The 22178-nt window shown below is 72.6% G+C and carries 19 protein-coding genes; 13 read left to right on the top strand and 6 right to left on the bottom strand.

Annotation, left to right across the window (positions count from 1 at the left end):
• The first annotated feature begins 10 nt into the window (after nucleotides 1-10).
• A complete protein-coding gene (locus tag OG223_RS14870; RefSeq protein WP_329247734.1) occupies nucleotides 11-1168 on the top strand; it encodes an acetyl-CoA C-acetyltransferase in 1158 nt (385 codons plus the stop codon).
• A gap of 91 nt (nucleotides 1169-1259) precedes the next feature.
• On the opposite strand, the gene OG223_RS14865 is transcribed toward OG223_RS14870, so the two are convergent.
• Genes OG223_RS14865 through OG223_RS14850 form a run of 4 tightly spaced genes read right to left on the bottom strand, consistent with a single transcriptional unit; the run spans nucleotide 1260 to nucleotide 4691 of the window.
• The gene (locus OG223_RS14865) at nucleotides 1260-2312 is read right to left on the bottom strand and encodes an NAD(P)H-dependent flavin oxidoreductase (RefSeq protein ID WP_329247731.1); all 1053 of its coding nucleotides are present in this window, start codon (nucleotides 2310-2312) and stop codon (nucleotides 1260-1262) included.
• The gene (locus tag OG223_RS14860) at nucleotides 2312-3058 is read right to left on the bottom strand and encodes a CoA-transferase subunit beta (protein ID WP_329247729.1); all 747 of its coding nucleotides are present in this window, start codon (nucleotides 3056-3058) and stop codon (nucleotides 2312-2314) included. Before OG223_RS14860 ends, OG223_RS14865 begins: the two co-directional genes overlap by 1 nt.
• Nucleotides 3055-3903: a CoA transferase subunit A gene (locus tag OG223_RS14855; protein WP_329247726.1), complete on the bottom strand. Its 849-nt coding sequence runs from the start codon at nucleotides 3901-3903 to the stop codon at nucleotides 3055-3057. Before OG223_RS14855 ends, OG223_RS14860 begins: the two co-directional genes overlap by 4 nt.
• A complete protein-coding gene (locus OG223_RS14850; RefSeq protein ID WP_329247723.1) occupies nucleotides 3900-4691 on the bottom strand; it encodes an enoyl-CoA hydratase family protein in 792 nt (263 codons plus the stop codon). The genes OG223_RS14855 and OG223_RS14850 overlap by 4 nt, the downstream gene beginning before the upstream one ends.
• Before the next feature lie 85 nt (nucleotides 4692-4776).
• Here OG223_RS14850 and OG223_RS14845 point away from each other — a divergent pair, with 85 nt between their 5' ends.
• Nucleotides 4777-5550 carry an SDR family oxidoreductase gene (locus OG223_RS14845; RefSeq protein ID WP_329247720.1) on the top strand — a complete coding sequence of 258 codons (774 nt, stop codon included), beginning with the start codon at nucleotides 4777-4779 and terminating at the stop codon, nucleotides 5548-5550.
• A gap of 17 nt (nucleotides 5551-5567) precedes the next feature.
• The gene (locus OG223_RS14840; protein ID WP_329247717.1) at nucleotides 5568-6473 is read left to right on the top strand and encodes an SDR family oxidoreductase; all 906 of its coding nucleotides are present in this window, start codon (nucleotides 5568-5570) and stop codon (nucleotides 6471-6473) included.
• Nucleotides 6474-6831: 358 nt separating this feature from the next.
• Here the strand turns inward: OG223_RS14840 and OG223_RS14835 are convergent, their stop codons facing one another.
• Nucleotides 6832-7713, bottom strand: a complete 882-nt coding sequence (locus tag OG223_RS14835; protein ID WP_329247715.1) for a hypothetical protein — start codon at nucleotides 7711-7713, stop codon at nucleotides 6832-6834.
• A 179-nt stretch (nucleotides 7714-7892) separates the two neighbouring features.
• Between OG223_RS14835 and OG223_RS14830 the strand changes: the two genes are divergently transcribed.
• The 3 genes from OG223_RS14830 to OG223_RS14820 all read left to right on the top strand — a co-directional run bounded on the left by OG223_RS14830 (nucleotide 7893) and on the right by OG223_RS14820 (nucleotide 11849).
• Nucleotides 7893-9275: a hypothetical protein gene (locus tag OG223_RS14830; RefSeq protein WP_329247714.1), complete on the top strand. Its 1383-nt coding sequence runs from the start codon at nucleotides 7893-7895 to the stop codon at nucleotides 9273-9275.
• 76 nt (nucleotides 9276-9351) lie between these two features.
• Nucleotides 9352-10593, top strand: a complete 1242-nt coding sequence (locus OG223_RS14825) for an AAA family ATPase (RefSeq protein ID WP_329247712.1) — start codon at nucleotides 9352-9354, stop codon at nucleotides 10591-10593.
• Nucleotides 10590-11849 carry a vWA domain-containing protein gene (locus OG223_RS14820; RefSeq protein WP_329247709.1) on the top strand — a complete coding sequence of 420 codons (1260 nt, stop codon included), beginning with the start codon at nucleotides 10590-10592 and terminating at the stop codon, nucleotides 11847-11849. The genes OG223_RS14825 and OG223_RS14820 overlap by 4 nt, the downstream gene beginning before the upstream one ends.
• Here the strand turns inward: OG223_RS14820 and OG223_RS14815 are convergent.
• A complete protein-coding gene (locus OG223_RS14815) occupies nucleotides 11780-13597 on the bottom strand; it encodes a glycoside hydrolase family 35 protein (RefSeq protein ID WP_329247706.1) in 1818 nt (605 codons plus the stop codon). The two genes, OG223_RS14820 and OG223_RS14815, sit on opposite strands and share 70 nt — an antisense overlap.
• An 86-nt stretch (nucleotides 13598-13683) precedes the next feature.
• On the opposite strand from OG223_RS14815, the gene OG223_RS14810 reads away from it, so the two are divergent.
• The 7 genes from OG223_RS14810 (at nucleotide 13684) to OG223_RS14780 (ending at nucleotide 22142) form a co-directional block, all read left to right on the top strand.
• The gene (locus OG223_RS14810; RefSeq protein WP_329265281.1) at nucleotides 13684-14574 is read left to right on the top strand and encodes a helix-turn-helix domain-containing protein; all 891 of its coding nucleotides are present in this window, start codon (nucleotides 13684-13686) and stop codon (nucleotides 14572-14574) included.
• 44 nt (nucleotides 14575-14618) lie between these two features.
• A complete protein-coding gene (locus tag OG223_RS14805) occupies nucleotides 14619-14969 on the top strand; it encodes a chorismate mutase (protein WP_329247703.1) in 351 nt (116 codons plus the stop codon).
• Between the two features lie 152 nt (nucleotides 14970-15121).
• Nucleotides 15122-15652, top strand: a complete 531-nt coding sequence (locus OG223_RS14800; protein WP_329247700.1) for a response regulator — start codon at nucleotides 15122-15124, stop codon at nucleotides 15650-15652.
• A 47-nt stretch (nucleotides 15653-15699) separates the two neighbouring features.
• Nucleotides 15700-18291, top strand: coding sequence for an aminopeptidase N (gene pepN, locus OG223_RS14795; RefSeq protein ID WP_329247697.1), 2592 nt, complete (start codon nucleotides 15700-15702; stop codon nucleotides 18289-18291).
• A 99-nt stretch (nucleotides 18292-18390) separates the two neighbouring features.
• Nucleotides 18391-19212: an NmrA family NAD(P)-binding protein gene (locus OG223_RS14790; RefSeq protein ID WP_329247696.1), complete on the top strand. Its 822-nt coding sequence runs from the start codon at nucleotides 18391-18393 to the stop codon at nucleotides 19210-19212.
• Between the two features lie 117 nt (nucleotides 19213-19329).
• Nucleotides 19330-20697, top strand: a complete 1368-nt coding sequence (locus OG223_RS14785) for a pyridoxal phosphate-dependent decarboxylase family protein (protein WP_329247693.1) — start codon at nucleotides 19330-19332, stop codon at nucleotides 20695-20697.
• Nucleotides 20694-22142 carry a lysine N(6)-hydroxylase/L-ornithine N(5)-oxygenase family protein gene (locus tag OG223_RS14780; protein ID WP_329247690.1) on the top strand — a complete coding sequence of 483 codons (1449 nt, stop codon included), beginning with the start codon at nucleotides 20694-20696 and terminating at the stop codon, nucleotides 22140-22142. The genes OG223_RS14785 and OG223_RS14780 overlap by 4 nt, the downstream gene beginning before the upstream one ends.
• The last annotated feature ends 36 nt before the right edge of the window (nucleotides 22143-22178 follow it).

Here is a 22178-nt window from a genome sequence, read left to right as displayed (position 1 = left end):
GGGAGTTGACATGGCCGAGGCCTACATCGTCGAAGCGGTACGGACGCCCGTCGGGCGGCGCCGGGGAGGGCTGAGCGGGGTGCATCCCGCCGACCTCGGGGCGCATGTGCTGAAGGCGTTGGTGGAACGCTCGGGGATCGATCCCGCCGCCGTCGAGGACGTCGTCTTCGGGTGCCTGGACACGGTGGGGCCGCAGGCCGGGGACATCGCGCGGACCGCCTGGCTGGCGGCCGGGCTGCCCGAGGAGGTGCCGGGCGTGACGGTGGACCGGCAGTGCGGGTCCTCGCAGCAGGCCGTGCACTTCGCGGCGCAGGGCGTGCTGTCCGGCACCCAGGACCTGGTCGTCGCCGGGGGCGTCCAGAACATGTCGCTGATCCCCATCGCCTTCGCCTCCCGCCAGGCCGCCGAACCGCTCGGCCTCACCGACGGCCCCTTCGCGGGCAGCGAGGGCTGGCGCGCGCGGTACGGGACCCAGCCGGTGAACCAGTTCGCCGGAGCCGAGATGATCGCCGCGAAGTGGGGGATCAGCAGGCAGGACCAGGAGGAGTTCGCCCTCCGCTCGCACCGGCGGGCCCTGCGCGCCATCGACGAGGGCCGCTTCGAGCGGGAGACGGTCGCGTACGGCGCGGTCGCGGTCGACGAGGGCCCGCGCCGGGACACCTCCCTGGAGAAGATGGCCGGCCTGAAACCGGTCGTCGACGGCGGCACCATCACCGCCGCCTGCTCCTCCCAGGTCTCCGACGGCGCGGCGGCGATGCTGCTCGCCTCGGAACGGGCGGTGCGGGAACACGGGTTGACGCCCCGCGCCCGTGTCCACCATCTCTCCGTCCGCGGCGAGGACCCGATCCGCATGCTCTCGGCCCCCATCCCGGCCACCGCGCATGCCCTGAAGAAGACCGGCCTGTCCATCGACGCCATCGACCTCGTGGAGATCAACGAGGCCTTCGCGCCCGTCGTCCTCGCCTGGCTGAAGGAGACCGGCGCCGACCCGGAGAAAGTCAACGTCAACGGCGGCGCGATAGCCCTCGGCCACCCCCTCGGCGCGACCGGCGTCAAGCTCATGACCACCCTCCTGCACGAACTGGAGCGCACCGGCGGCCGGTTCGGCCTCCAGACGATGTGCGAGGGCGGCGGCCAGGCCAACGTGACGATCATCGAACGGCTCTGATCGACGCGGGCCACGTCCTGGCTGCTTGTCCCCCCGGGGGGCCTCCCCCCGCCCCCCGCCCCCCCCGCCCCCCCGCCCCTCTCCCCTGAGTTCAGGAGTCGGCCCGCACCAGCGTCCACAGCACCTCGTCGGCCTCCTTCATCACCCGCGCCACCAGCTCCGCACACGACGGCAGGTCCTCGATCACCCCGGCGACCTGCCCGGACGCCATCACCCCGAGGTCCGTCCGGCCGTCCACCATCGACGCCTTGAGCAGCATCGGCGTGTTCGCGGCCAGCAGGACCTGGCTCCAGGTCAGGTCCTTGCCGTGCTTCATGGCGAGACCGTCGCGGATCATGCGCCGCCAGGTCAGGCCGGACAGCCGGCGGAAACCCGCCGCCCGGCGTACCGCCTGGAACATGGTTCTCGTACGGCCGGAGTTCTCCAGGGCGTCGACCAGTTCCGTACGGAGCATGCGGTGCGGGAGGCCGTCGACCGCTCGCGTGACCGTGACGTCCTTGACCGTCGCCGCCAGATAGGCCGCCTTCACCGCGTCCGGGACCGTCGAGTCGGAGGTGAGGAGGAAGCGGGTGCCCATGGCGACGCCCGCCGCCCCGTAGGCCAGCGCGGCGACCAGCCCCCGCCCGTCGAAGAAGCCGCCGGCCGCCACGACCGGTATGTCCACCGCGTCCACGACCTGCGGCAACAACACCGTCGTCGCCACCTCCCCGGTGTGGCCGCCGCCCTCCCCGCCCTGCACGATCACCGCGTCCGCCCCCCAGGCCGCGACCTTCTCCGCGTGCCGCCGCGCCCCGATCGACGGGATCACGACCACCCCCGCCTCCTTCAGCTCGGCGATCAGCTCGGCGGACGGCGCGAGCGCGAAGGACGCGACCCGCACACCCTCCTCGATCATGATCCGCACCCGGTCGCCGGCGTCGGCCGCGTCCGCGCGCAGATTCACCCCGAACGGCTCCCGCGTACGGGACTTGACCTCGCGGATCGCCTCCCGCAGTCGGTCGGTGCCCATGGTCGCGGAGGCCAGGATGCCCAGCGCGCCCGCGTTCGCCGTGGCCGACACCAGACGCGGTCCCGCCACCCAGCCCATGCCCGTCTGCACGATCGGATGCCGGACCCCGACCAGCCGGGTCAGCGCGGTCTCCATCAGGTGGCCACCTCCCTGCGGCGGATGTCCGCCGGGTCGATGACCTCGCGGATCAACCGCAGCTCCTCCGGGGTGGGTTCACGGGTCGGCGCCACCTCGTCCGGGATCGTCAGCTCGAAGCCGGTCGCCTCCCTGACCTGCTCCACCGTGACCCCCGGATGCAGCGAGGCCAGCCGCATCGAGCGGTCCGGGGTCGCGAAGTCGAACACACCGAGATCGGACACGACCCGGGGGATGCGGTGGAAACGGGCCGTCCCCGGGTGCTCGGCGACCCGGTCGTACCCCACCCCGCACACCATGTCGACCTTCTCCACGAACACCCGCCGCGAGTGCCGGGGTATCCAGTAACTCGTCGGATTGTTCAGCGTGTTGATCGGCGCTCCACGTACCCCGAGCAACTGCCGCTTCGGCCGCGCCCAGTCGCCGACGCACGAGATGTTCTGGTTGCCGTACCGGTCGATCTGGCTCGCGCCCATCATCACGTGCCGCCGCCCGCCGGACACCAGGGCCAGATGCTGCCGGTACGGCAACCAGCCCTCCGGCGTCCCGTCGGGGCGGACGATCATCGCCTCGCCGTCGGTCAGCAACAGGTCGGGCGCGAAGGTGAGCCGGGCCAGCCGCGCGCCCACGGACGGGATCGGACCCATCGGGCTGGCCAGGATCTCACCGGCTCCGCGCCAGGCCTCGGCACAGGCGATCACGCAGTACTCGGAGCGCGACACCTCGGTCCACCGTACGTCCGTCATCCCTGCTCCTCCTGCCAGGTGCGCACTGCCGACCGATAGTCCGCCTCGTCACCGGACAGGAAGCGCTCGGAGAACTCCGCCCACGGCGTCGTCGCGTACAGCCGCTGGAAGTCCTCGTCCCTGCCGTGGTCGGGAGCGCACGACGTGAAGTGGGCGCCGCCGGGCGCCTCGACGACCCCGGTCACGTGCAGCCGCTTGACGAGCAGGGACTGCGGTGGTGCCTCCTTCGTCAACTCGGCCGTGTCCACGATCCGTTCGCAGGAGACATAGGCCGTGTCCGCCGCCTCGCAGAAGAGGTCGTCGAAGTACGGGTCGGGGCCCAGATACTGTCCGTTGCCCAGTCGGTCGGCGCGGTTGACGTGCACCAGGGCCGCGTCCAGTCGCAGCGCGGGCATCGCGACGAACGTCTCCCCGTCCTCGTACGGCGAAGTGACCGTCCGCAGACCGGGGTTGACCCGCATCACGTCCGAGCCGATGCCCGCGCGCACCGGCAGGAACGGCAGCCGGTTCGCGGCGGCGCGCAGGCCCCACATGAACATGCCCTCGTCGACCTCCGTCAGCTCGAACGCCCCGCGCTCGCGGGCCGCCCGGTAGTGCGGTTCGAGCGGGATGGAGTCGAGGGTGACGAAGGGGGCCACCAGTCGGCGGACCCGGCCGGCCGCTACCAGCATCCCGACGTCCGGGCCGCCGTACGAGACCAGGGTGAGATCGGTGATGTCGGTCCGTAACAGCGCTCGGACCAGCGACATCGGCTTGCGCCGGGAGCCCCAGCCGCCGATGCCGAGGGTCATGCCGCTCGCCAGCCGGGAGACGACCTCATCGGCGGTCATCGTCTTGTCGGTCACTGCTCACCACCCTCCTTTCCGTCCCGTCCGAACGTGTCACGCACCCGGTCGGCCACCCCGCTGACGCTCGCCTCGAACGTGAACCCCTGCTCGAAGCGGTAGCTGCGGCGGACGTCGACGGGGTCGATGCCGTTGATCGCGGACTTGGCGAGGCGGATCAGCTCGCCGTCCTTCGCGGCTATCTCGGCCGCCAACTCCAGGGCGGACGGCAGCAGTTCGGCGCGCGGGACGACCCGCCACACCGAGCCGTGCGCGTGCAGCTCCGCCGCCGTCGCCGTGCGCGAGGTGTAGTACAGCGCGCGCATCAGATGCTGCGGGACCAGCCGGGCCAGATGCGTGGCGGCGCCCAGCGCGCCCCGGTCCAGCTCGGGCAGGCCGAAGGTGGCGTCCTCGCTCGCCACGATCACGTCCGCGTTCCCCACCAGACCGATGCCCCCGCCCACACAGAAGCCCTGCACGGCCGCCACCACCGGCACCTCGCACTCGTACACCGCCGCGAACGCCTCGAAGCAGCCTCGGTTCACCCCGACCAGGGCCGACTGCCCGCGCGCCTGTAGCTCCTTGATGTCCACGCCCGCGTTGAATCCGCGACCCTCGGCCGCCAGCACCACACAGCGCACGCCGGGGTCACGCCCGGCCGCGCGCACGGCGTCGGCCAGCGCGAACCAGCCGTCCACCGGCACTGCGTTCACCGGCGGGTAGTCGACCGTGACGACGACGATTCCCTTGCCGGCGGCGGGATTTCCCGGGCTTCCCGTGTTTTCCGGGGAGGAGGTGGAGACACCCATGGACGCATCAGCTACCTTTCCACCAAACATTTGTTAGGTGTGAGGCTTCGAAGCTAGCAGCCGGAGAATCCGAGCGGGAGGCCCTGTGGACAACCACCCTGCGGACACCTCGCACGACCGCCCGCTCGCCGGCCGGACCGTCCTGGTCACCGGCGGCACCCGAGGCGTCGGCGCCGGTATCGCACGGGCCTTCGTCGAGGCCGGTGCGGACGTGCTGACCTGCGCGCGCCGACCGCCCGAGGACCCCGTCAAGGGAACCGAGTTCAGCCCCCTCGACCTGCGCGACCCGGACGCCGTGCGGGAGTTCTTCGCGGCCCTGCCCCGGCTCGACGTGCTCGTCAACAACGCGGGCGGCGCGCCGTACCGCCCCCTGGTCGACGCGGAGGCCGAACGGCACGCGCGGATCATCGAGTTGAACCTCCTCGCACCGCTCACCGCCTCCCTCGCCGCGTACGCACACCTCAAGCGGGCCAAGGGCTCGGTCGTCATGATCGGCAGCGTCAGCGGCAGCCGGCCCTCGCCCGGTTCGGCGGCGTACGGGGCGGCCAAGGCGGGCCTGGAGAACCTGGCCCGTTCGATGGCGGTGGAGTGGGCGCCGGACATCCGCGTCAACACCCTCGTCGTCGGCATGGTCCGCACGGAGCTGGCCCACCTCCACTACGGCGGCGAGGACGCGATCGACGCCGTCTCCCGCACCGTTCCGCTCGGCCGGCTCGCCGACCCCTCCGACGTCGGTGCGGCCGCGGTCTTCCTGGCCTCCCCCGCCGCCGCCTACATCAGCGGGGCGAGCCTGCTGGTCCACGGGGGCGGGGAGCGGCCGGCGTTCCTGGACGCGGCAACCGCCAACAAAGGGAAGTGAGTTGAAGGGTGATCGAGATGAGCGGACTCTGCGACGGGCGGGTCGTCGTCGTCACCGGCGCGGGCCGGGGCCTCGGCCGCGCCCACGCCCTCGCCTTCGCTGCCGAGGGCGCCCGGGTCGTCGTCAACGACCTCGGCGTCGGCCTCGACGGCACCCCCGACCCCGACAGCCCCGCCGCACAGGTCGTCGCCGAGATCCGCGCGGCCGGCGGCGAGGCGGTCGCCCACGGCGGCGACATCGCCACGGGCGCCGGTGCGGCATCCCTGGTGGCGACCGCGCTGGAGACCTACGGCCGGCTCGACACCCTGGTCAACAACGCGGGTTACCTGCGTGACCGGATGCTCGTCAACCTCGACGAGGACGACTGGGACGCGGTGATGCGGGTCCACCTCAAGGGCCACTTCCTGCCCCTGAAGCACGCGGCCGGGCACTGGCGTGCGGAGGCGAAGGCGGGCCGTACTCCGGTCGCCCGGATCATCAACACCAGTAGCGGAGCAGGGCTGTTGGGCTCGGTCGGGCAGGGCAACTACAGCGCCGCCAAGGCCGGCGTCATCGGCCTGACTCTGGTTGCGGCGGCCGAACTGGCCCGCTACGGAGTCCAGGTCAACGCGATCGCCCCCGCGGCCCGCACTCGCATGACCGAACACACCTTCGCGGAGACCATGACCGCCCCCGACTCCGGCTTCGACGTGATGGCCCCCGAGAACGTCTCGCCATTGGTGGTGTGGCTGGGCTCCGCCGCGAGCGCCGGGGTCACCGGCCGGGTCTTCGAGGCGGAGGGCGGGCGGATCACCGTGATGGAGGGGTGGAGGGCGGGGCCGAGCGTGGACAAGGGGGCGCGGTGGGGGGCGGGGGAGGCGGGGGAGACGGTGTTGAAACTCCTTGCGGAGGCGGAGGTTCCGGGGGTGGTGTACGGGGCGTAGGCGGAGGGGGGCGGCCGCTCCTCGCCGGGCCGAGTCCCTCGCCAAGGTGCGCTTGTCGGCGGACCGAGCTGCTTCCCGAGGCGTGCTTGTCGGTCGGCCAAGACGCTTCCACAGGTCCACTTCTCGGCCGACCGAGCCGCTTGTCAAGGCGTGTTTCTCGGCCGTCCGAGCTGTTTCCCGAGGCGCGCCTGTCGGCCGTCCGAGCCGCTTCCGTAGGTCCACTTCCCGACCGACCGAGCCTGCCGTTCTGGGTCCACTTCTCGACCGACCGAGACGGGTGGTGGGTGGGTATAGGTCGGGGGTCTGGGGGCGGAGCCCCCAGGGGCGCCCGCGCCAACGTCGGTCACCTGAAAGGGACTTACGTGTCGCACTCCAGCACCGTCCGGCACAGAGAGCACCGCGCCCGTACTCGCCCCCGCACCGGCACCCTGATCCGCTGATGACACGTGGGGCAGGGGAACGACACCCGCAAGCTGCCCCCCTGGTCCCCGCTGAAGGCATACGGCACGCCTGCCTGGGCGCCTGGCCCGTGCCGCCGGTCATGCGCGTAGCGCCTCCGCCCCGCCCACCCCGCCGCGGTCAGCGGAGGCTGCTGCTCGTCACGCCGGGCCTGGGCCATGCCCTTGACGTACGCGGTGTAGGCCTGCGGACTGGTGAACCACACGGAGGGATCCTCGCCGAAGACCAGGGCCCGCTTGGCGAGGACGTACCCGAACTCCTCCGGCGTGAGATACCCGAGCTTCTGCGAGGACGCCGCGTCCTCCCGGTACGCGTCCAGCAGCAACCACCCCGCCCCCAGATACGTCGCCGCCGTGTCCGTGAGGATCTCGTTCTCACGCGTACCGGGGAAGGACAGGTCGAGGCGGTGCAGATAGACGTGCATCACCTCGTGCGCCAGAGCCGCGCCGATGTCCCGCCGATGCGTACGGAACCGGTCGTTCAACTCGATGAAGTACTCGGGCCCGGCGGTGAGTTCGACGTTCGCCGCATGCGTCATCTCGCGGAAACTGACGATCGGCCGGGCATCCGGGAGCCGGTAGTGCCGGACCATCTCACGGGCCACCCGCTGCGCCCCCAGATGCAGGTCGTCCATGTCGCCGAACGCCACGTCGACCGGGGCCACGCTGGTCGCGAACGTCTGGACGGTGTCGTAGGACAACCGCTTGTAGAGCGCGGTGATGGCGTCCCGCACCGTATCGAGGTGTGGGTAGCCGTGCTCGACCGGTCCGTCGTCCGCCACGTCCACAACCCCCAGAGACGCCCTGAACTCCCATCCACTGTATGCCGACGAGGCGTGGATGCGGCCCCCATATTTCCCTGACAGATCAAGGCCGGGAGGGCTATGCTCCCCGCGATGACGACGATGACGTTCCACTCCGTTGACAGAACGGGGGTCCCGTCCGCGCAAGGTGAGCGCTGATGCTCCCTGACACCGCGAACGGGGATTCCCGACTCTCCTTCTGGTTGCGTGTACGCGAGTTCGCCGTACCGCCCTCCATGATCGACACCGCTACGGCCCGCCGCCGCGCCGGCGACTGGGCGGGCGCCTGCGCCGCCGCCGGTGTCGACATCGATCTCGATCTACGGTCCGTGGCACGCACCCACGGCCGGGAACTGGCCGCCGAGGTCCGCGCCGATCTCCGCCGGCTCGCCCCCGACCTGCTCCGCTGGCATCTGCCGAGGATCGCCCCGGACGGACTGCTGCGCCCGGGACTGACCATCGCCCTGGCCCGCTACGGCGACGACGCCACGGGCCCGCCGTACCTGGTGGTCCGCACTCCACCGGCCTGGGCGGACGGCGGTCAGCGGATCAGCCTCGCGCTGTGGGACGGCACCCGCCGCGACGCCGACGCCCGCCGGCATCCGCATCCCCGGCCCAGCCGCTGGTTCCGCCTCGACCTGCACCGACACCTGTGGGACGCGGGACGGAGCGGTGAGCTGCGGGCCCGGTCCGGAGCCGATCGGCCACCCGCCGACGGCACCGCGCCGATCCCGGAGCTGCCGGACACGCTGCCCGAGGGCCGTGGCTGCGCCGTCGACCGGTGGGCCGCCGAGGCGGCGATCCTGCTCCGCGCCGAGGGGCGCAGCGAGGGTCCCGTCATCGTGCGGTTCGGGTCCCGGCACCGGTTCGCGCTGACACCGGAGCCGGGCGCGGACACCGTCCGTGTCGCACCGCCGCCGACGGACGGCGGCGCCACCGCGCTGCCGGTCCTGCCCGACGCGGCGACCTGGGTCCTGCCCGACCTGGAACTGCTGCGCACCGGCGCGATCGACGCCGACCAACTGCACCCGCTGGTCGCCGCCGCACTCGTACCGGAACGTCACCGTCCCGGCCGCCGTCACCGTCCCGACCGTCCCCGGCCGGACCGACCGCACCTGGTCGACTGCCGGGGCGCCCGGCACCGCATCGGGCTGGTCGACGGGGTCCTCGCACCCCTGGACCACGATCCCGCCGAGATCCGCCGCGAGGAACTGCTCGTCGCCCTCACCGGCACCCCGCTGCCCTGCCTCCAGGCCATCGACGACGCCCACCGCCGCCCGGACTGCCTCGCCGGCGTCCGCGACCGCCTCCTCCACGGAGACACCGCCGGCGCGCTGGCCGTCGTAGAAGGACTGCTCGGTCCTGAAGCGGTGCTGCGCGGCGGCGCGCTGCGGGACGAACTCCAGGCGGCGGCCGAACGGCGGCTCGCCTACGGCCTGTTCAGGGCCGGCCTGGCCGACCTCGGACCCCGGTCCGGGCGCTTCTATCCGGGGGATCCGATTTCCCGGAGGCTCCGCCCCCGCCGTACCAACGGCCGCTGACCGCACGGGACTTCGCCCCCGTCCTCACTCACGTATGCCTTGTCCCACCCCGACTCGACCCCAAAGGTGACCACATATGCCCACACGCACCCTGTACGCCGCCACCCGCGCCCCCTCCGAGACCTCTCAACTGGACATCGCCGGCGCCCTGTTGACCCTCCTGCGCGACACCACCACCGAACCCCGCCCCGACACCCAACTGGAGGCCCTGACCCTGGCCGTCGCCGCCGACCTCCCCGTGCTGCTGTGGGGCGAGCCCGGCATCGGCAAGACGGCCGCCCTCACGCAGCTCGCCGCCGCCCTGGACCTGCCGCTGACCACGGTGATCGCCAGCGTCCACGAGCCGTCCGACTTCTCCGGGCTGCCCGTCGTGGGCGACGATCCCGCCGAGCAGGGCATCCCGATGGCCCCGCCGGACTGGGCCGTGCGGCTCGTCCGGGCGGGCCGGGGGCTTTTGTTCCTGGACGAGTTGTCCACCGCGCCGCCGGCCGTGCAGGCCGCGCTGCTGCGGCTGGTGCTGGAGCGGCGGATCGGTGCGCTGCGGCTGCCGCCCGGGGTGCGGATCGTGGCCGCCGCCAACCCGCGGTCCTCGGCGGCCGACGGCTGGGAGCTGAGCCCGCCGCTCGCGAACCGGTTCGTGCATCTTCAGTGGACCCACGACCACGAGGTCGTCGTCCGCGGACTCGGCGGCACCTGGCCCCGGGCGACCCTGCCGCGGCTCGACCCGGAGAGGCTGCCCGAGGCCGTCGACTACGCGCGCCGCGCGGTGTGCGGGCTGCTCACCGGCCGCCCCAAACTCGTCCACCAGCTCCCCGGCAGCGAGACGCGGCGCGGCGGCGCCTGGCCCTCGCCCCGGAGCTGGGAGATGGCGATGGCCCTGACCGCGTTCGCGACCGCGGCCGGTTCCTCCCGGGAGGTGCTGTCCCTGCTGGTCAGGGGCACGGTGGGGGACGGCCCCGGCCTGGAACTGCTGGCCTGGGTGGACCGGATGGACCTGCCCGACCCCGAAACGTTCCTCGCCGACCCGACGGCCGGTGAACTGCCCGAGCGCGGAGACCTGCGCCAGGCCGTCCTCGACGGGGTGGTGGCCGCGGTCCGCAACCGTCCCGAGCGGGCCCGCTGGGACGCGGCGTGGGCGCTCCTGGTCCGGGCGCTGGAGACCGGCGCCCCGGACCTGGTCGTCGTCCCCGCGACCACCCTCGCCGCGCTGCGCCGCGACGACTGGGACGTGCCCGCGTCCATCGAGCAACTCGCCGGAGCGATCTCCCTGTCCCGGCGCGCGGACCGCGCCGCCACGGCCGCGAAGGCCCGCCGATGAACACGGACACGGTGACCGCTCTCGACTCCGACAAGCTCTTCGCCGCCCGCCTCTACGCCGCCCGCGCCCGCCCCTACCTCGCCACGGCGCTGTTCGCCCTGCACACCGTCGAGTCGCGGCAGGTGCCGACGATGGCCGTCGACCGGCACTGGCGCTGCTACGTCTCACCGGGCTTCGTGGACCGGACGACGGTCGAGGACCTGGCCGGCGTCTGGGTCCACGAGGTCTCCCATCTGCTCCGCGACCACCATGGCCGCAGCGACCGCGTCGCCCGCGAACGCGGACTCACCGGCCCGGGGGAGCGGCTGCGGATGAACATCGCCGCCGACATGGAGATCAACGACGACGCGTACGGCGACGGCCTCATCACCCCCGAAGGCGCGGTCCAGCCGAAGACGCTGGGGCTGCCCGCCGGGAACCTGATGGAGGACTACCTGCGCTGGTTCCGACTCGGGCCGCGCACCCAGGGGCTGGCGTGGCTGGACTGCGGCAGCGGCGCCGACGGCCTGGACCGGGGCTGGGAGTTGGGGCCGGACGGCGCCCACGGGCTCAGCGAGCAGCAGCGCGACGCGGTCCGCTTCCGGGTCGCGCAGGGCATCACCGGCCACCCCGGCAGCACCCCCAGCGGCTGGCGGCGGTGGGCCGAGGAGGCGTTCCATCCGCCGCAGCCCTGGCGGGAGTTGCTGGGCGCGGCGGTCCGCTCGGCGGTCTCCGCCCCCGGCGCGGGCGAGGACTACACCTACGGCAGACCTTCGCGCCGCTCGGCCGGACTGCCCGGCGTGGTCCTGCCGAGCCTGCGCCGCAGGCCGCCCCGGGTGTGCGTGGTCATCGACACCTCCGGGTCGGTCAGCGACGCCGAGTTGGGCAGCGCGCTCCTCGAAGTCGCCGCGATCTCAAGGGCGGTGGGCGGCCGCCGCGACCTGGTCACCGTGGTGCCGTGCGACGCGGCGGCCCGGGTCGCCCAGCCGCTGTGCCGCGCCGAGGGCATCGAGCTGCTGGGCGGCGGCGGCACCGACCTGCGCACCGGTTTCGCCAAGGCGCTGCGCACCCAGCCCCGGCCCGACGCGGTCGTGGTCCTCACCGACGGCCAGACCCCCTGGCCGTCGTCGCGACCGTCCTGCCGGACGGTGGTGGGCCTGTTCCCGCGACGCTACGAGAGCAGGTCCTACGACGAGGACGACCCCGACTACGTGCCGGACACTCCGCCCGACTGGGCCCGGGTGGTCGAGATCGGCTCCGCCCCCGTCTCCCGCTGAGCACGTAGGACGACGGACTCCCCGGTGGACGGCGCCTCCTGAAGCTCCAGCACCCACACGTCGTTCACGCCCTCCCGGAGCACGGCACCGGGGACGTACAACTCCCGCTGCGGCCCCGCCGACCAGTACCGCCCCAGACCGAACCCGTTGACCCACACGAACCCCCGCGTCCAGCCCGGCAGTTCGAGTACGGCGTCCCCCGCGCCGCGCACCTCCACGGTGCCGCGGTACAGCCCGGGGGAGCCGTCCGAGGGCAGCTCCCGCGCCGGCACCCCCTCGACCTCGTCCAGCGCGTCCCACCGCAGCCCACGCGCGCGTACGTCGTGCAGATACTGCCGCTCGTGCATCAGCCCCCCGGTGATCCCCTTCGGTTCCCCCAGCCGCGGCCCGTAATTGACCCTCCCCAGGGACTCCACCCACACCTGCACACGCGCGTGCCCGGCGACAGGCTCCTTGAGCTGCTCGTCGCCCTCCGTGAGGACCCCGGCCCGCTCCCCGTCGACGTACACCACCGCGAGGTCCCGCAGCCCGCGCGCGGTGAGCGGATACGGGGCGCGCGGTCCCGGAACGGTCACTTCGTAGCGCACGATTCCCCGGTCGACGCCCAACTGCTCGAAGGTGGGCGGGACCGGGGTCCCGATCTCCGGCCCACCCCGCGCCTCCAGTACGTCGTCCAGGGACGTCCAGCCGGTCAGGCGCGCCTCGGCACGGTGACCCAACACGGCCGGTGCGGGCGGGAGTTCGGGCAGCGGGCCGTCGGCGTACTCGGCGAGGACCTCGCGCAGCCGCCAGAACTTCTCCGTGGGGCGCCCGTGCTCGTCGATCGGGGCGTCGTAGTCGTACGACGTCACATCGGGCTCCAACGGGCCCTCGTGCAGGGCGCCGCCGCCCCGGTTGGCGCCCGCCCAGCCGGCGAAGTTGGTGCCGCCGTGCGCCATGTAGAGGTTGACCGACGCCCCGCACTCCAGGATCTCCCGCAGCGCGTCGGCCGCGTCCCCGGGATCGCGCACGACATGCTCGCCGCCCCAGTGGTCGAACCAGCCGCACCAGAACTCCATGCACATCAGCGGCCCCCCGGGCTGCCGCCGGCGCAGCGTGGCGAAGGCCTCGCGCGCGTGGGACCCGAAGTTCACCGTGGCGAGGACACCGGGGACCGAGCCGCCGCTCAGCATGAAGTCCTCGGGACCGTCCGAGGTGAACAGCGGCACGGTGACGCCCTGTTCGCGCAGCAGATCGGCCACACGCCGCAGATAGACCGCGTCGGAGCCGTAGCTGCCGTACTCGTTCTCGATCTGCACCATGATCACCGGCCCGCCGCGGTCGAGCTGGCGGGACACGACCTCGGGCAGCAGCCGCTGGAACCAGCGCTCCAGGTGCCCCATGAAGCGCACGTCACGCGTACGCGCGCGTGCCCCCACTTCCCCCGTCACCCAGTGCGGCAGCCCGCCGTTCTCCCACTCCGCGCAGATGTACGGCCCCGGGCGCACGATCGCCCACAGGCCCGCCTCCCGGGCCGCGTCCAGGAACCTGCCCAGCGCCTCCACGTCCCGGAAGTCGCCCGGCGCCGCCTCGTGCAGGTTCCACGGGACGTACGTCTCCACGCAGTTGAGGCCCATCGCCCGCAGCATCGCCAGCCGGTGCCCCCAACTCGCCTCGTGCACCCGGAAGTAGTGCAGTGCCCCGGACAGCAGCCGCACCGGCCGCCCGTCCAGGCGGAAGTCCCTGTCGCCCACCGTGAACTCGCTCATGCCCCGACTCTCTCCTCTTGGCGCCGATCACGTCCATGGACAAAGATCGCCACTACTTGGACCGAGCGGTGCGTGAGGGGGCGCGGATGTACCACACCTGGATGCGCTTCTTCACGCCCACACCCGCCCACCACCGCCTCGGCCTCGCCTGCCTCGGCGTCGGCCTCCAGTACGGCGCCCTGCCCACCGTCGGCCCCCGCACCCTCGACCACCACGTCGCCGTGGTGATCAGCGCGGGCGGCGGCTGGTACCTGACCCCCGACGGCCGCCGTACGACCGTCACGGCGCCCGCGCTGCTGTGGCTCACCCCCGGAGTGCCGCACCACTACGCGCCCGACCCCGGCGCCGGCTGGGACGAGGGGTTCGTCGACTTCACCGGGCCCGCGACGACGACGTACACCGAACTCGGCTACATCGAACCGGAACGGCCCGTGGTGGCCCTCTCGGACGCGACCGGACCCCGCGCGGTCATCGGGCGCATGGCCCGCGCCGCGCGCCGCGGCAACCCCCTCCTGGAGGTGGAGACCGGCGCGGCCGTCCACGAACTCCTGGTCGCCCTGCGCCGCGCCCGCGCCGACCTGGCCCCCGACGGCGACCCGGTCCTCCAGGCCCTCGCCCGGGACGCCTGTCTGCCGCTCACCGTCGCCGACCACGCGGCCCGGCACGGCATGACCCCCGCCGCTCTGCGCGCCGCCGTCCGCCGGGGCGCCGCGTGCAGCCCCAAGGACTACCTCCTCGGCATCCGCCTGGGCCGCGCCAAGGAACTCCTCGCCGCCACCGAACTCCCGGTCGCCGCCGTCGCCCGCCGCGTTGGCTACGACGACCCCGCCTACTTCTCCCGCCTGTTCACCCGCCGCGTCGGCATGCCGCCCGTCCGCTTCCGCGCCCAGCAGGGCCGCACCGTCCCCGGCGGCTGGAGCGACCAGGTGCCCGATCCGGCCGATCCACCGAGGATCGAGTGGCCGCACGCCACATAGGGGCCGAACATTGAGTGGCCGCACGCCACGTAGGGTGGTCGCCCATGACCACCAGCACCAATGGAACCGGTGACGTCGACCCCGCCGTGCGCGAGGAGCTCGCCCGGCTGCGCGACAGCATCGACAACATCGACGCCGCCGTCGTCCACATGCTCGCCGAACGCTTCAAGGCCACCCAGCAGGTCGGCTTCCTCAAGGCCACCCACCGGCTGCCGCCCGCCGACCCGGCCCGCGAGGCCCGCCAGATCGAGCGCCTCCGCACCCTCGCCGAAAACGCCAAGCTGGACCCGGCGTTCGCTGAGAAGTTCCTGAACTTCATCATCGCCGAGGTGATCCGGCACCACGAACGCATCGCGGAGGACGCCGTGAACGGCGGTTCACCCACGGCGAACTGACCTCGCCCGTCCGGTAAGTGGCGTGACACGGGGGCCTGTTCGGGGCGATGCTGCGCTGTGCACCGCTTGCGCACTCCTTGTCAGCCGACGGGCACGCCCCGTCAACGCCTGCGCCATAAGCTGGTTGTCCCACGCGGGAGGGACGTCGGGTCATGCCGTCGGATGCCAAGATCCTCATCGTCGACGACCATGAGGACACGCTGTACGCGCTGGAGAGCGCCCTGGCCCCGCTGGGCCGTCCGCTCGCCCGTGCCACCAGCGGCGACGAGGCGCTCAAGCAGGTGCTCCGCGGCCGGGTCGGCCTCCTCCTGCTCGACGTGCGCATGCCCGGCGTCAGCGGCCTCGACGTGGTCCGCTATCTGCGCCGCCTCGAACAGACCCAGCACATCCCCGTCCTCCTCCTCACCGGCTTCGGCGCCGACCCCGAACTGACCGCCGCCGCCTTCGCCCTGGGCGTCGCCGACCTCGTCATGAAACCCGTCGACCCCTGGATCCTGCGCACCAAAGCCCGCTACCTGTACGACACCCACCAGCGCCACCAGGCCCTCGAACAGGAGGTCCGCGAACTCCGCGCCCTCCTCAAGGATCCGCCCGACCCCCGCCCGGCCCTGCCCCATCCGGACGCGCGCGTGCCCTACCAGCGGGACGCCCAGAACACCGCGCCCACACCCGACCGGACATAAGCCGCGTTCAGGGCCACCTCTGTGCCATGTCAGTGCCATCAGGCAGCATGTCCACCATGTCCGTACTGACGCGCGACGAAGCGCAGACCCGTGCCAGGCTCCTCGACGTCCACCGCTACACGATCGAGCTCGACCTGACGACGGGCGAAGACACCTTCGACTCCCGCACCGTCATCCGGTTCACCGTGCGCGGGGACGAAGCAGGCACCGACACCTTCGTCGAGCTCAAGCCCGCCGAGCTGCGCTCCGTCACCCTCGACGGCCACCCCCTCGACCCCGAGCACCTCGTCGAGAACCGGCTCCCGCTGCCCGGCCTCACCGCCGGCGAGCACGAACTGCGCGTCGACGCGAGCATGCGCTACTCCCGCACCGGCGAGGGCATGCACCGCTTCACGGACCCCACCGACGGCGAGACCTACCTCTACACCCAGCTCTTCATGGACGACGTCCAGCGCGTCTTCGCCGCCTTCGACCAGCCCGACCTCAAGTCCGTCTTCGACCTGACCGTGACGGCCCACGCAGGCTGGACCGTCCTCGCCAACGGCATCACCGAACACCTCGGCGAAGGCCGCTGGCAGGCCGCCACCACCCCCCTCATCTCCACCTACCTCGTCGCCGTCGCCGCCGGCCCCTGGCACTCGATCCGCACCGAACACCGCGGCCTGCCCTTCGGCATCCACTGCCGCCGCTCCCTGGCCCCCCACCTCGACGCGGACGCCGAGGAGATCCTCGACATCACCCGCCAGTGCTACGACCGCTACCACGAGAAGTTCGAGGAGCCCTACCCCTTCGACTCCTACGACCAGGCCTTCGTCCCCGAGTTCAACGCCGGCGCCATGGAGAACCCCGGACTGGTCACCTTCCGCGACGAGTTCGTCTACCGCTCCGCCGTCACCGACACCGAGCGCCAGACCCGCGGCATGGTCATCGCCCACGAGATGGCCCACATGTGGTTCGGCGACCTCGTCACCCTCCAGTGGTGGGACGACATCTGGCTCAACGAGTCCTTCGCCGAGTACATGGGCTACCAGACCCTCACCGAGGCCACCCGCTTCACCGACACCTGGACCGACTTCGGCGTCGTCCGCAAGGCCTGGGGCTACGACGCCGACCAGCGCCCCTCCACCCACCCCGTGGCCCCGAAGAACGTCGACGACACCGCCTCCGCCCTCCTCAACTTCGACGGCATCTCGTACGCCAAGGGAGCTTCCGCGCTACGGCAGTTGGTGGCCTGGCTCGGCGAGAAGGACTTCCTCGCCGGCATCAACACCCACTTCGCCCGCCACAAGTTCGCCAACGCCACCCTCGCCGACTTCATCGACTCCCTCGCCTCCGGCACCGAACGCGACGTCCACGCCTGGGCCGACGCGTGGCTGCGCACGACGGGCGTGGACACGCTCACGCCCGAAGTCCGGGCCGAGGACGGAAACTGGCACCTCGACATCGGGCACCAGGGCAGCCCCGGAGTCTGGTCCAAGCCCGACCCCGGCCAGGACCGGGACGGACTCACCCACCTCACCACCCTCACCTCGTCCCCCGACATCCGCCCGCACCGCATCACCATCGGCGTCTACGACCACGACCTCCACGACGCGAACCGCCTGACCCTGCGCACCCGCCTGGAAGCGGACCTCCCTCGCACCGGCAACATCGGCATCAGCACCTCGGGCCCCCGCCCCGCCCTCGTCCTCCTCAACGACGGCGACTTCACCTACGCCAAGATCCGCTTCGACGCCGAGTCCCTCGAAACCGTCCGCACCAGCCTCTCCGGCCTCCCCGAACCCCTCACCCGCGCGGTCGTCTGGAACGCCCTGCGCGACGCCGTCCGCGACGGCCAACTCCCCGCCTCCGCCTACCTGGACGCCGCCCGCGCCCATCTCCCGCACGAGACGGACCTGGCCCTCGTCCAGGGAGTCCTGGCCTTCGCCTCCGCCCAGGTCGCCGACCGCTACCTCACCCCCGAGGACCGCCCGGCCGCCCTCGCCACCCTCACCGCCCTGTGCCGCGACCTCATCCGCCGCACCGAGGACGGCTCCGACCCCGGCGTGCGCCTCATCGCCGTACGCCACTTCATCGACGTCGCCGCCCACCCCGACACCATCGCCGCCTGGCTCGCCGAAGGCACCGTCCCCGGCGGCCCGGAACTCGACCCCGAGCTGCGCTGGCGCGTCCTGGCCCGCCTCGCGGTCCTCGGCGCCACCGACGAGCCCGCGATCGCCGCCGAGCTGGAACGCGACCCGTCCGCCACCGGCCAGGAGGGCGCGGCCCGCTGCCGAGCCGCCCTCCCCGACCCCGAGGCCAAGCGCACGGCCTGGGACGCGATGTTCGCCGGCGACAACCTCTCCAACTACCTCTTCACCGCCACCGCCCAGGGCTTCTGGCAACCCGAACAGGCCGACCTGGTACGGGAGTACGTGCCGCGCTTCTACGAGGACGCGGTCGCCCTCGCCGCCCGCCGCGGCCCCGCCATCGCCGACGCCGTCGGCCGCTGGGCCTTCCCCGCCCACGCCGTCGAACCCGAAACCCTCCGCCTCGGCGAGGAATGCCTGCGCGACGCCGACCTCACCCCGTCCCTGCGCCGCAAGCTCGTCGACCAACTCGACGACCTGGAAAGGGCGTTGCGGGTACGGGAGGCGTAGCAACGACCCGGGTGATCCTCCCTGCCGACGATGCGGCGGGCCGACCGTCCTTCCTAGGCTCGATGCCGCCAAGGACGGTCAGCCCCCAGGAGGCTCCTCGTGATCGCAGTCATCGGCGCAACCGGCAACGTCGGCCGCGCGTTAGTCCACCGCCTCGTCGCCGCGAACAGCCCCGTACGGGCCCTGACCCGCGACCCCGAGCGGTCCGGCCTGCCCGCACAGGCCGACACGGTGCGCTTCCAACTCGACGACCCCGCACCCCTGTTCACCGGAGTCACCCGGCTCTTCCTCTACGCCCACGCCACCACCCCCGCCCTCCTCGACACCGCCCGCCGGGCCGGCGTCCAGCACGTCGTCCTGCTCTCCTCCGGGATCATCGCCGACGGCGCCGACGAGACCCACCCCATCCACATCGTCCACGCCACCGCCGAACAGCACATCCGCGACAGCGGCCTGACCTGGACCTTCCTGCGCCCCAACGCCTTTGCCGGCAACGCCTTCCAGTGGGCCCCGCAGATCCGCGCCGGCAACACGGTCCGCGGCGTCTTCGCGAACAGCCTCACCGCCCCCATCCACGAGGACGACATCGCCGCAGTGGCCGAACGCGTCCTCCTCGACGAAGGCCACGAGAACACCGCCCACCGCCTCACCGGCCCCGAGTCGATCAGCAACACCGAACAGATCACGGCCATCGGCCAGGCCATCGGCCGCCCCCTCGACTACGTCGAAGTCCCCCCGGACCAGGCCGGCCCCGAACTCTTCCCGCACGTCCCGCCCCACATGCTCGAAGGCATGCTGAAGATCTTCGCGGCGACGGTCGACACACCCCCGGAGATCACCACCACGGTGGAGGGCATCACAGGAGTCCCGGCCCGCCCCTTCAGCATCTGGGCCAAGGACCACGCGGACGACTTCCGGTGACCCACCGCCTCCGTTCACACAACACTTTCGGGTTCTGATCGTTGTTCTCCCCGGGCGCGTCGACTCCTCCAGGTACAAGCTGGAACCCTCTCTGCCCCGCGCCCCGGAGGACAGCCCATGAGCAACGTGCCCCTCGCCTCAGGCGCCGAAGGCCCCGACGCCCTACGGCCGTTGCTCAACACCGTCCTCGACGCCCTCGGCACCGGACGACGCGCCCGCGGCGGACCCTTCCCCGCGGGCGGCCCCGACGCGGTCGCCGCCCGCATGCGGGACGCCGTGGGGGACGTACTCCCGGACGACGGCGATCCGACCGCCCTGCGCACCCTCGTGCACGCCCTCGCGGAAGGCGCCGCCGACCCCGCCGACCCGCTGTGCGCGGCACACCTGCACTGCCCGCCGCTCGCCGTCGCCACTGCGGCCGACCTCGCCGTCAGCGCGCTCAACCCGTCGCTGGACTCCTGGGACCAGGCCCCCGCCGCCTCCGCCCTCGAAGCCCTCGTCACCCGCACCCTCGCCCACGAGATCGGCCTCGCCGACGCCCTCGTCACCACCGGCGGTACCGAAGCCAACCAACTCGCCCTGCTCCTCGCCCGCGAAGCCCGCGGCGGCACCGTGCAGTTGGTCTGCGGCTCCAACGCCCACCACTCCCTGCCCCGCGCCGCCTGGCTCCTCGGACTGCCCGACCCCGTCGTCGTCCCCGCCCCCGCCGGCACCCTCGACCCCGCCGCCCTCGACGAGGCCCTCACCGCACTGCCCGGCCCCCGCGGCTCCGTCCTGGTCGCCGCCACCGCGGGCACCACCGACGCCGGACTCATCGACCCGCTGCCCGAGATCGCCGGCCTGTGCGCCGCCCACGGCGCCCGCCTCCACATCGACGCCGCCTACGGCGGAGGCCTCGTCTTCAGCGACCGCCACCGCGACAAACTCGCCGGCCTCGACCGCGCCCACACCGTCACCCTCGACCTGCACAAACTCGGCTGGCAGCCCGTCGCCGCCGGCCTCCTCGCCGTACGCCACCCCCGCGACCTCGCCGCCCTCACCCAGCGCGCCGACTACCTCAACGCCGACGACGACACCGAAGCCGGCCTGCCCGACCTCCTCGGCCGCTCGATGCGCACCACCCGACGCCCCGACGTCCTCAAGCTCGCCGTCACCCTGAAAACCCTCGGCCGCACCGGACTCGGCACCCTCGTCGACCAAGTCTGCGCCCGCGCACGGGAGTTCGCCGCGCTCGTCCGCGACCACCCCGGCTTCGAGCTCTACGACCCACCCGTCATCAGCACCGTCCTGTTCCGGCCCGCAGAAGCCACCGACGACGCCGTGGCCGCCGTACGCCGCCAACTCCTCCACGACGGACGGGCCGTCCTCGGCCGGGCCGCGCTCGACGGCCGGCTCTGGCTCAAGGTCACCCTCCTCAACCCCCACACCCGGCCCGACGACCTGGCCGCCCTCCTGAAACTGGTGGAAGGAAACACCCCCCGATGAGCCACCCCCCGACGGGTCACCCCCAGACCCCCAACCCCCCACGCCACGAACCCGATCCACCCCGCGACCTGGTCGGCATCGGCATCGGCCCCTTCAACCTCTCGCTCGCCGCCCTCGCCCACCCCCTCGCCGAACTCGACACCGCCTTCTACGAACAGCGCCCCGGCTTCGACTGGCACCCCGGCCTGCTCATCGACGGCGCCACCGTCCAAGTCCCCTTCCTGGCCGACCTGGTAACCCTCGCCGATCCCGCCAGCCCCTGGTCCTTCCTCAACTACCTCAAGGCCCGCGACCGGCTCTTCCCCTTCTACTTCGCCGAGCGCTTCCACATCCAGCGCGCCGAGTACGACGCCTACTGCCGCTGGGTCGCCGACAGCCTCCCCGGACTCCACTTCGGCCACCAGGTCGACGCCGTCCGCTTCAACCCCGAACGCGACGTCTTCGAGGTCGACTTCACCCAGCTCGACAGCGACGGAGAGGCCGAAGCCCTCGGCCGGACGTACACGAAGAACATCGTCCTCGGCGTCGGCACCGCCCCCTACGTCCCGGACCCGCTCAGACCGCTCGTCGAAGCCCCCGGCGTCCCCGTCATCCACGCCGCCGACTACCTCGCCCACCGCGAAACGTTTCTCGCCGCCGAGCACATCACCGTCATCGGCTCGGGCCAGACCGGCGCCGAGGTCTTCCTCGACCTGCTCCGCAACCGCCCCGCGGGACACGAGAAACTCCACTGGCTGGGCCGTAGCGAGGCGTTCGCCCCCATGGAGTACTCCAAGCTCGGCCTGGAGCACTTCACCCCCGACTACACCCGCTACTTCCACGCCCTCGCCGAACCCGTCCGCGACCGCCTCGTCGGCTCGCAGTGGCAACTCCACAAGGGCATCGACGCCGGCACCATCGCCGCCATCCACGACGAGCTCTACCGCCGTACCCTGCACGGCGGTTGGCCCGACGCCGTCCTCACCCCCGGCGTCCGCGTCCGCACCGCGGGCCGCATCGCGACCACCAAGGTGGAGCTCCACCTGGAACACCTCCAGCAGAACACCCGCTCCCGCCTCACCACCGACGCCGTCGTCCTCGCCACCGGCTACCGCGAGCGCCCCCTCGGCCGCATCCTCGCCGGACTCGACCCCTACCTGCGCCGCGACAGCGCCGAACGCCCGCGCGTCGACGACCAGTTCAGACTCGTCCTCGACCCCTCCGTCACCGGCGCCGGCTGCCAGGTCTACGTCCAGAACGCCGAAGTCCACACCCACGGCGTCGGCGCCCCCGACCTCGGCCTCGCCGCCTGGCGCAGCGCCACCATCCTCAACTCCCTGACGGGCAAGGAGCCTTACCCCCTCCCCGGCCGAACGGCCTTCACCACCTTCGGTCTCGACCCGCAGCCCCAGATCCCCCAGGCCCGCCAGGCCCGGACCCTCACCCCGCTCGTCGAGGGAAGGTAGAAAGCGGAGAGTAAAAAACGCGCAAGGGCAGGAAGA

Source organism: Streptomyces sp. NBC_01478, from assembly GCF_036227225.1.
Classification (GTDB): domain Bacteria; phylum Actinomycetota; class Actinomycetes; order Streptomycetales; family Streptomycetaceae; genus Streptomyces.
The sequence above is the reverse complement of the archived record's forward strand: the minus strand, read 5'-3'. Positions and strand labels throughout refer to the sequence as shown.

Bases quoted from the DNA above. Each gene is read 5' to 3' on its own strand.
- OG223_RS14850 (WP_329247723.1), bottom strand. From the start codon at position 4,691: ATGGGTGTCTCCACCTCCTCCCCGGAAAACACGGGAAGCCCGGGAAAT.
- OG223_RS14815 (WP_329247706.1), bottom strand. From the start codon at position 13,597: ATGAGCGAGTTCACGGTGGGCGACAGGGACTTCCGCCTGGACGGGCGG.
- OG223_RS14865 (WP_329247731.1), bottom strand. From the start codon at position 2,312: ATGGAGACCGCGCTGACCCGGCTGGTCGGGGTCCGGCATCCGATCGTG.
- OG223_RS14820 (WP_329247709.1), top strand. From the start codon at position 10,590: ATGAACACGGACACGGTGACCGCTCTCGACTCCGACAAGCTCTTCGCC.
- OG223_RS14805 (WP_329247703.1), top strand. From the start codon at position 14,619: ATGACCACCAGCACCAATGGAACCGGTGACGTCGACCCCGCCGTGCGC.
- OG223_RS14800 (WP_329247700.1), top strand. From the start codon at position 15,122: ATGCCGTCGGATGCCAAGATCCTCATCGTCGACGACCATGAGGACACG.
- OG223_RS14840 (WP_329247717.1), top strand. From the start codon at position 5,568: ATGAGCGGACTCTGCGACGGGCGGGTCGTCGTCGTCACCGGCGCGGGC.
- OG223_RS14785 (WP_329247693.1), top strand. From the start codon at position 19,330: ATGAGCAACGTGCCCCTCGCCTCAGGCGCCGAAGGCCCCGACGCCCTA.
- OG223_RS14825 (WP_329247712.1), top strand. From the start codon at position 9,352: ATGCCCACACGCACCCTGTACGCCGCCACCCGCGCCCCCTCCGAGACC.
- OG223_RS14860 (WP_329247729.1), bottom strand. From the start codon at position 3,058: ATGACGGACGTACGGTGGACCGAGGTGTCGCGCTCCGAGTACTGCGTG.
- OG223_RS14810 (WP_329265281.1), top strand. From the start codon at position 13,684: ATGTACCACACCTGGATGCGCTTCTTCACGCCCACACCCGCCCACCAC.
- OG223_RS14830 (WP_329247714.1), top strand. From the start codon at position 7,893: ATGCTCCCTGACACCGCGAACGGGGATTCCCGACTCTCCTTCTGGTTG.
- OG223_RS14870 (WP_329247734.1), top strand. From the start codon at position 11: ATGGCCGAGGCCTACATCGTCGAAGCGGTACGGACGCCCGTCGGGCGG.
- OG223_RS14780 (WP_329247690.1), top strand. From the start codon at position 20,694: ATGAGCCACCCCCCGACGGGTCACCCCCAGACCCCCAACCCCCCACGC.
- pepN (WP_329247697.1), top strand. From the start codon at position 15,700: ATGTCCACCATGTCCGTACTGACGCGCGACGAAGCGCAGACCCGTGCC.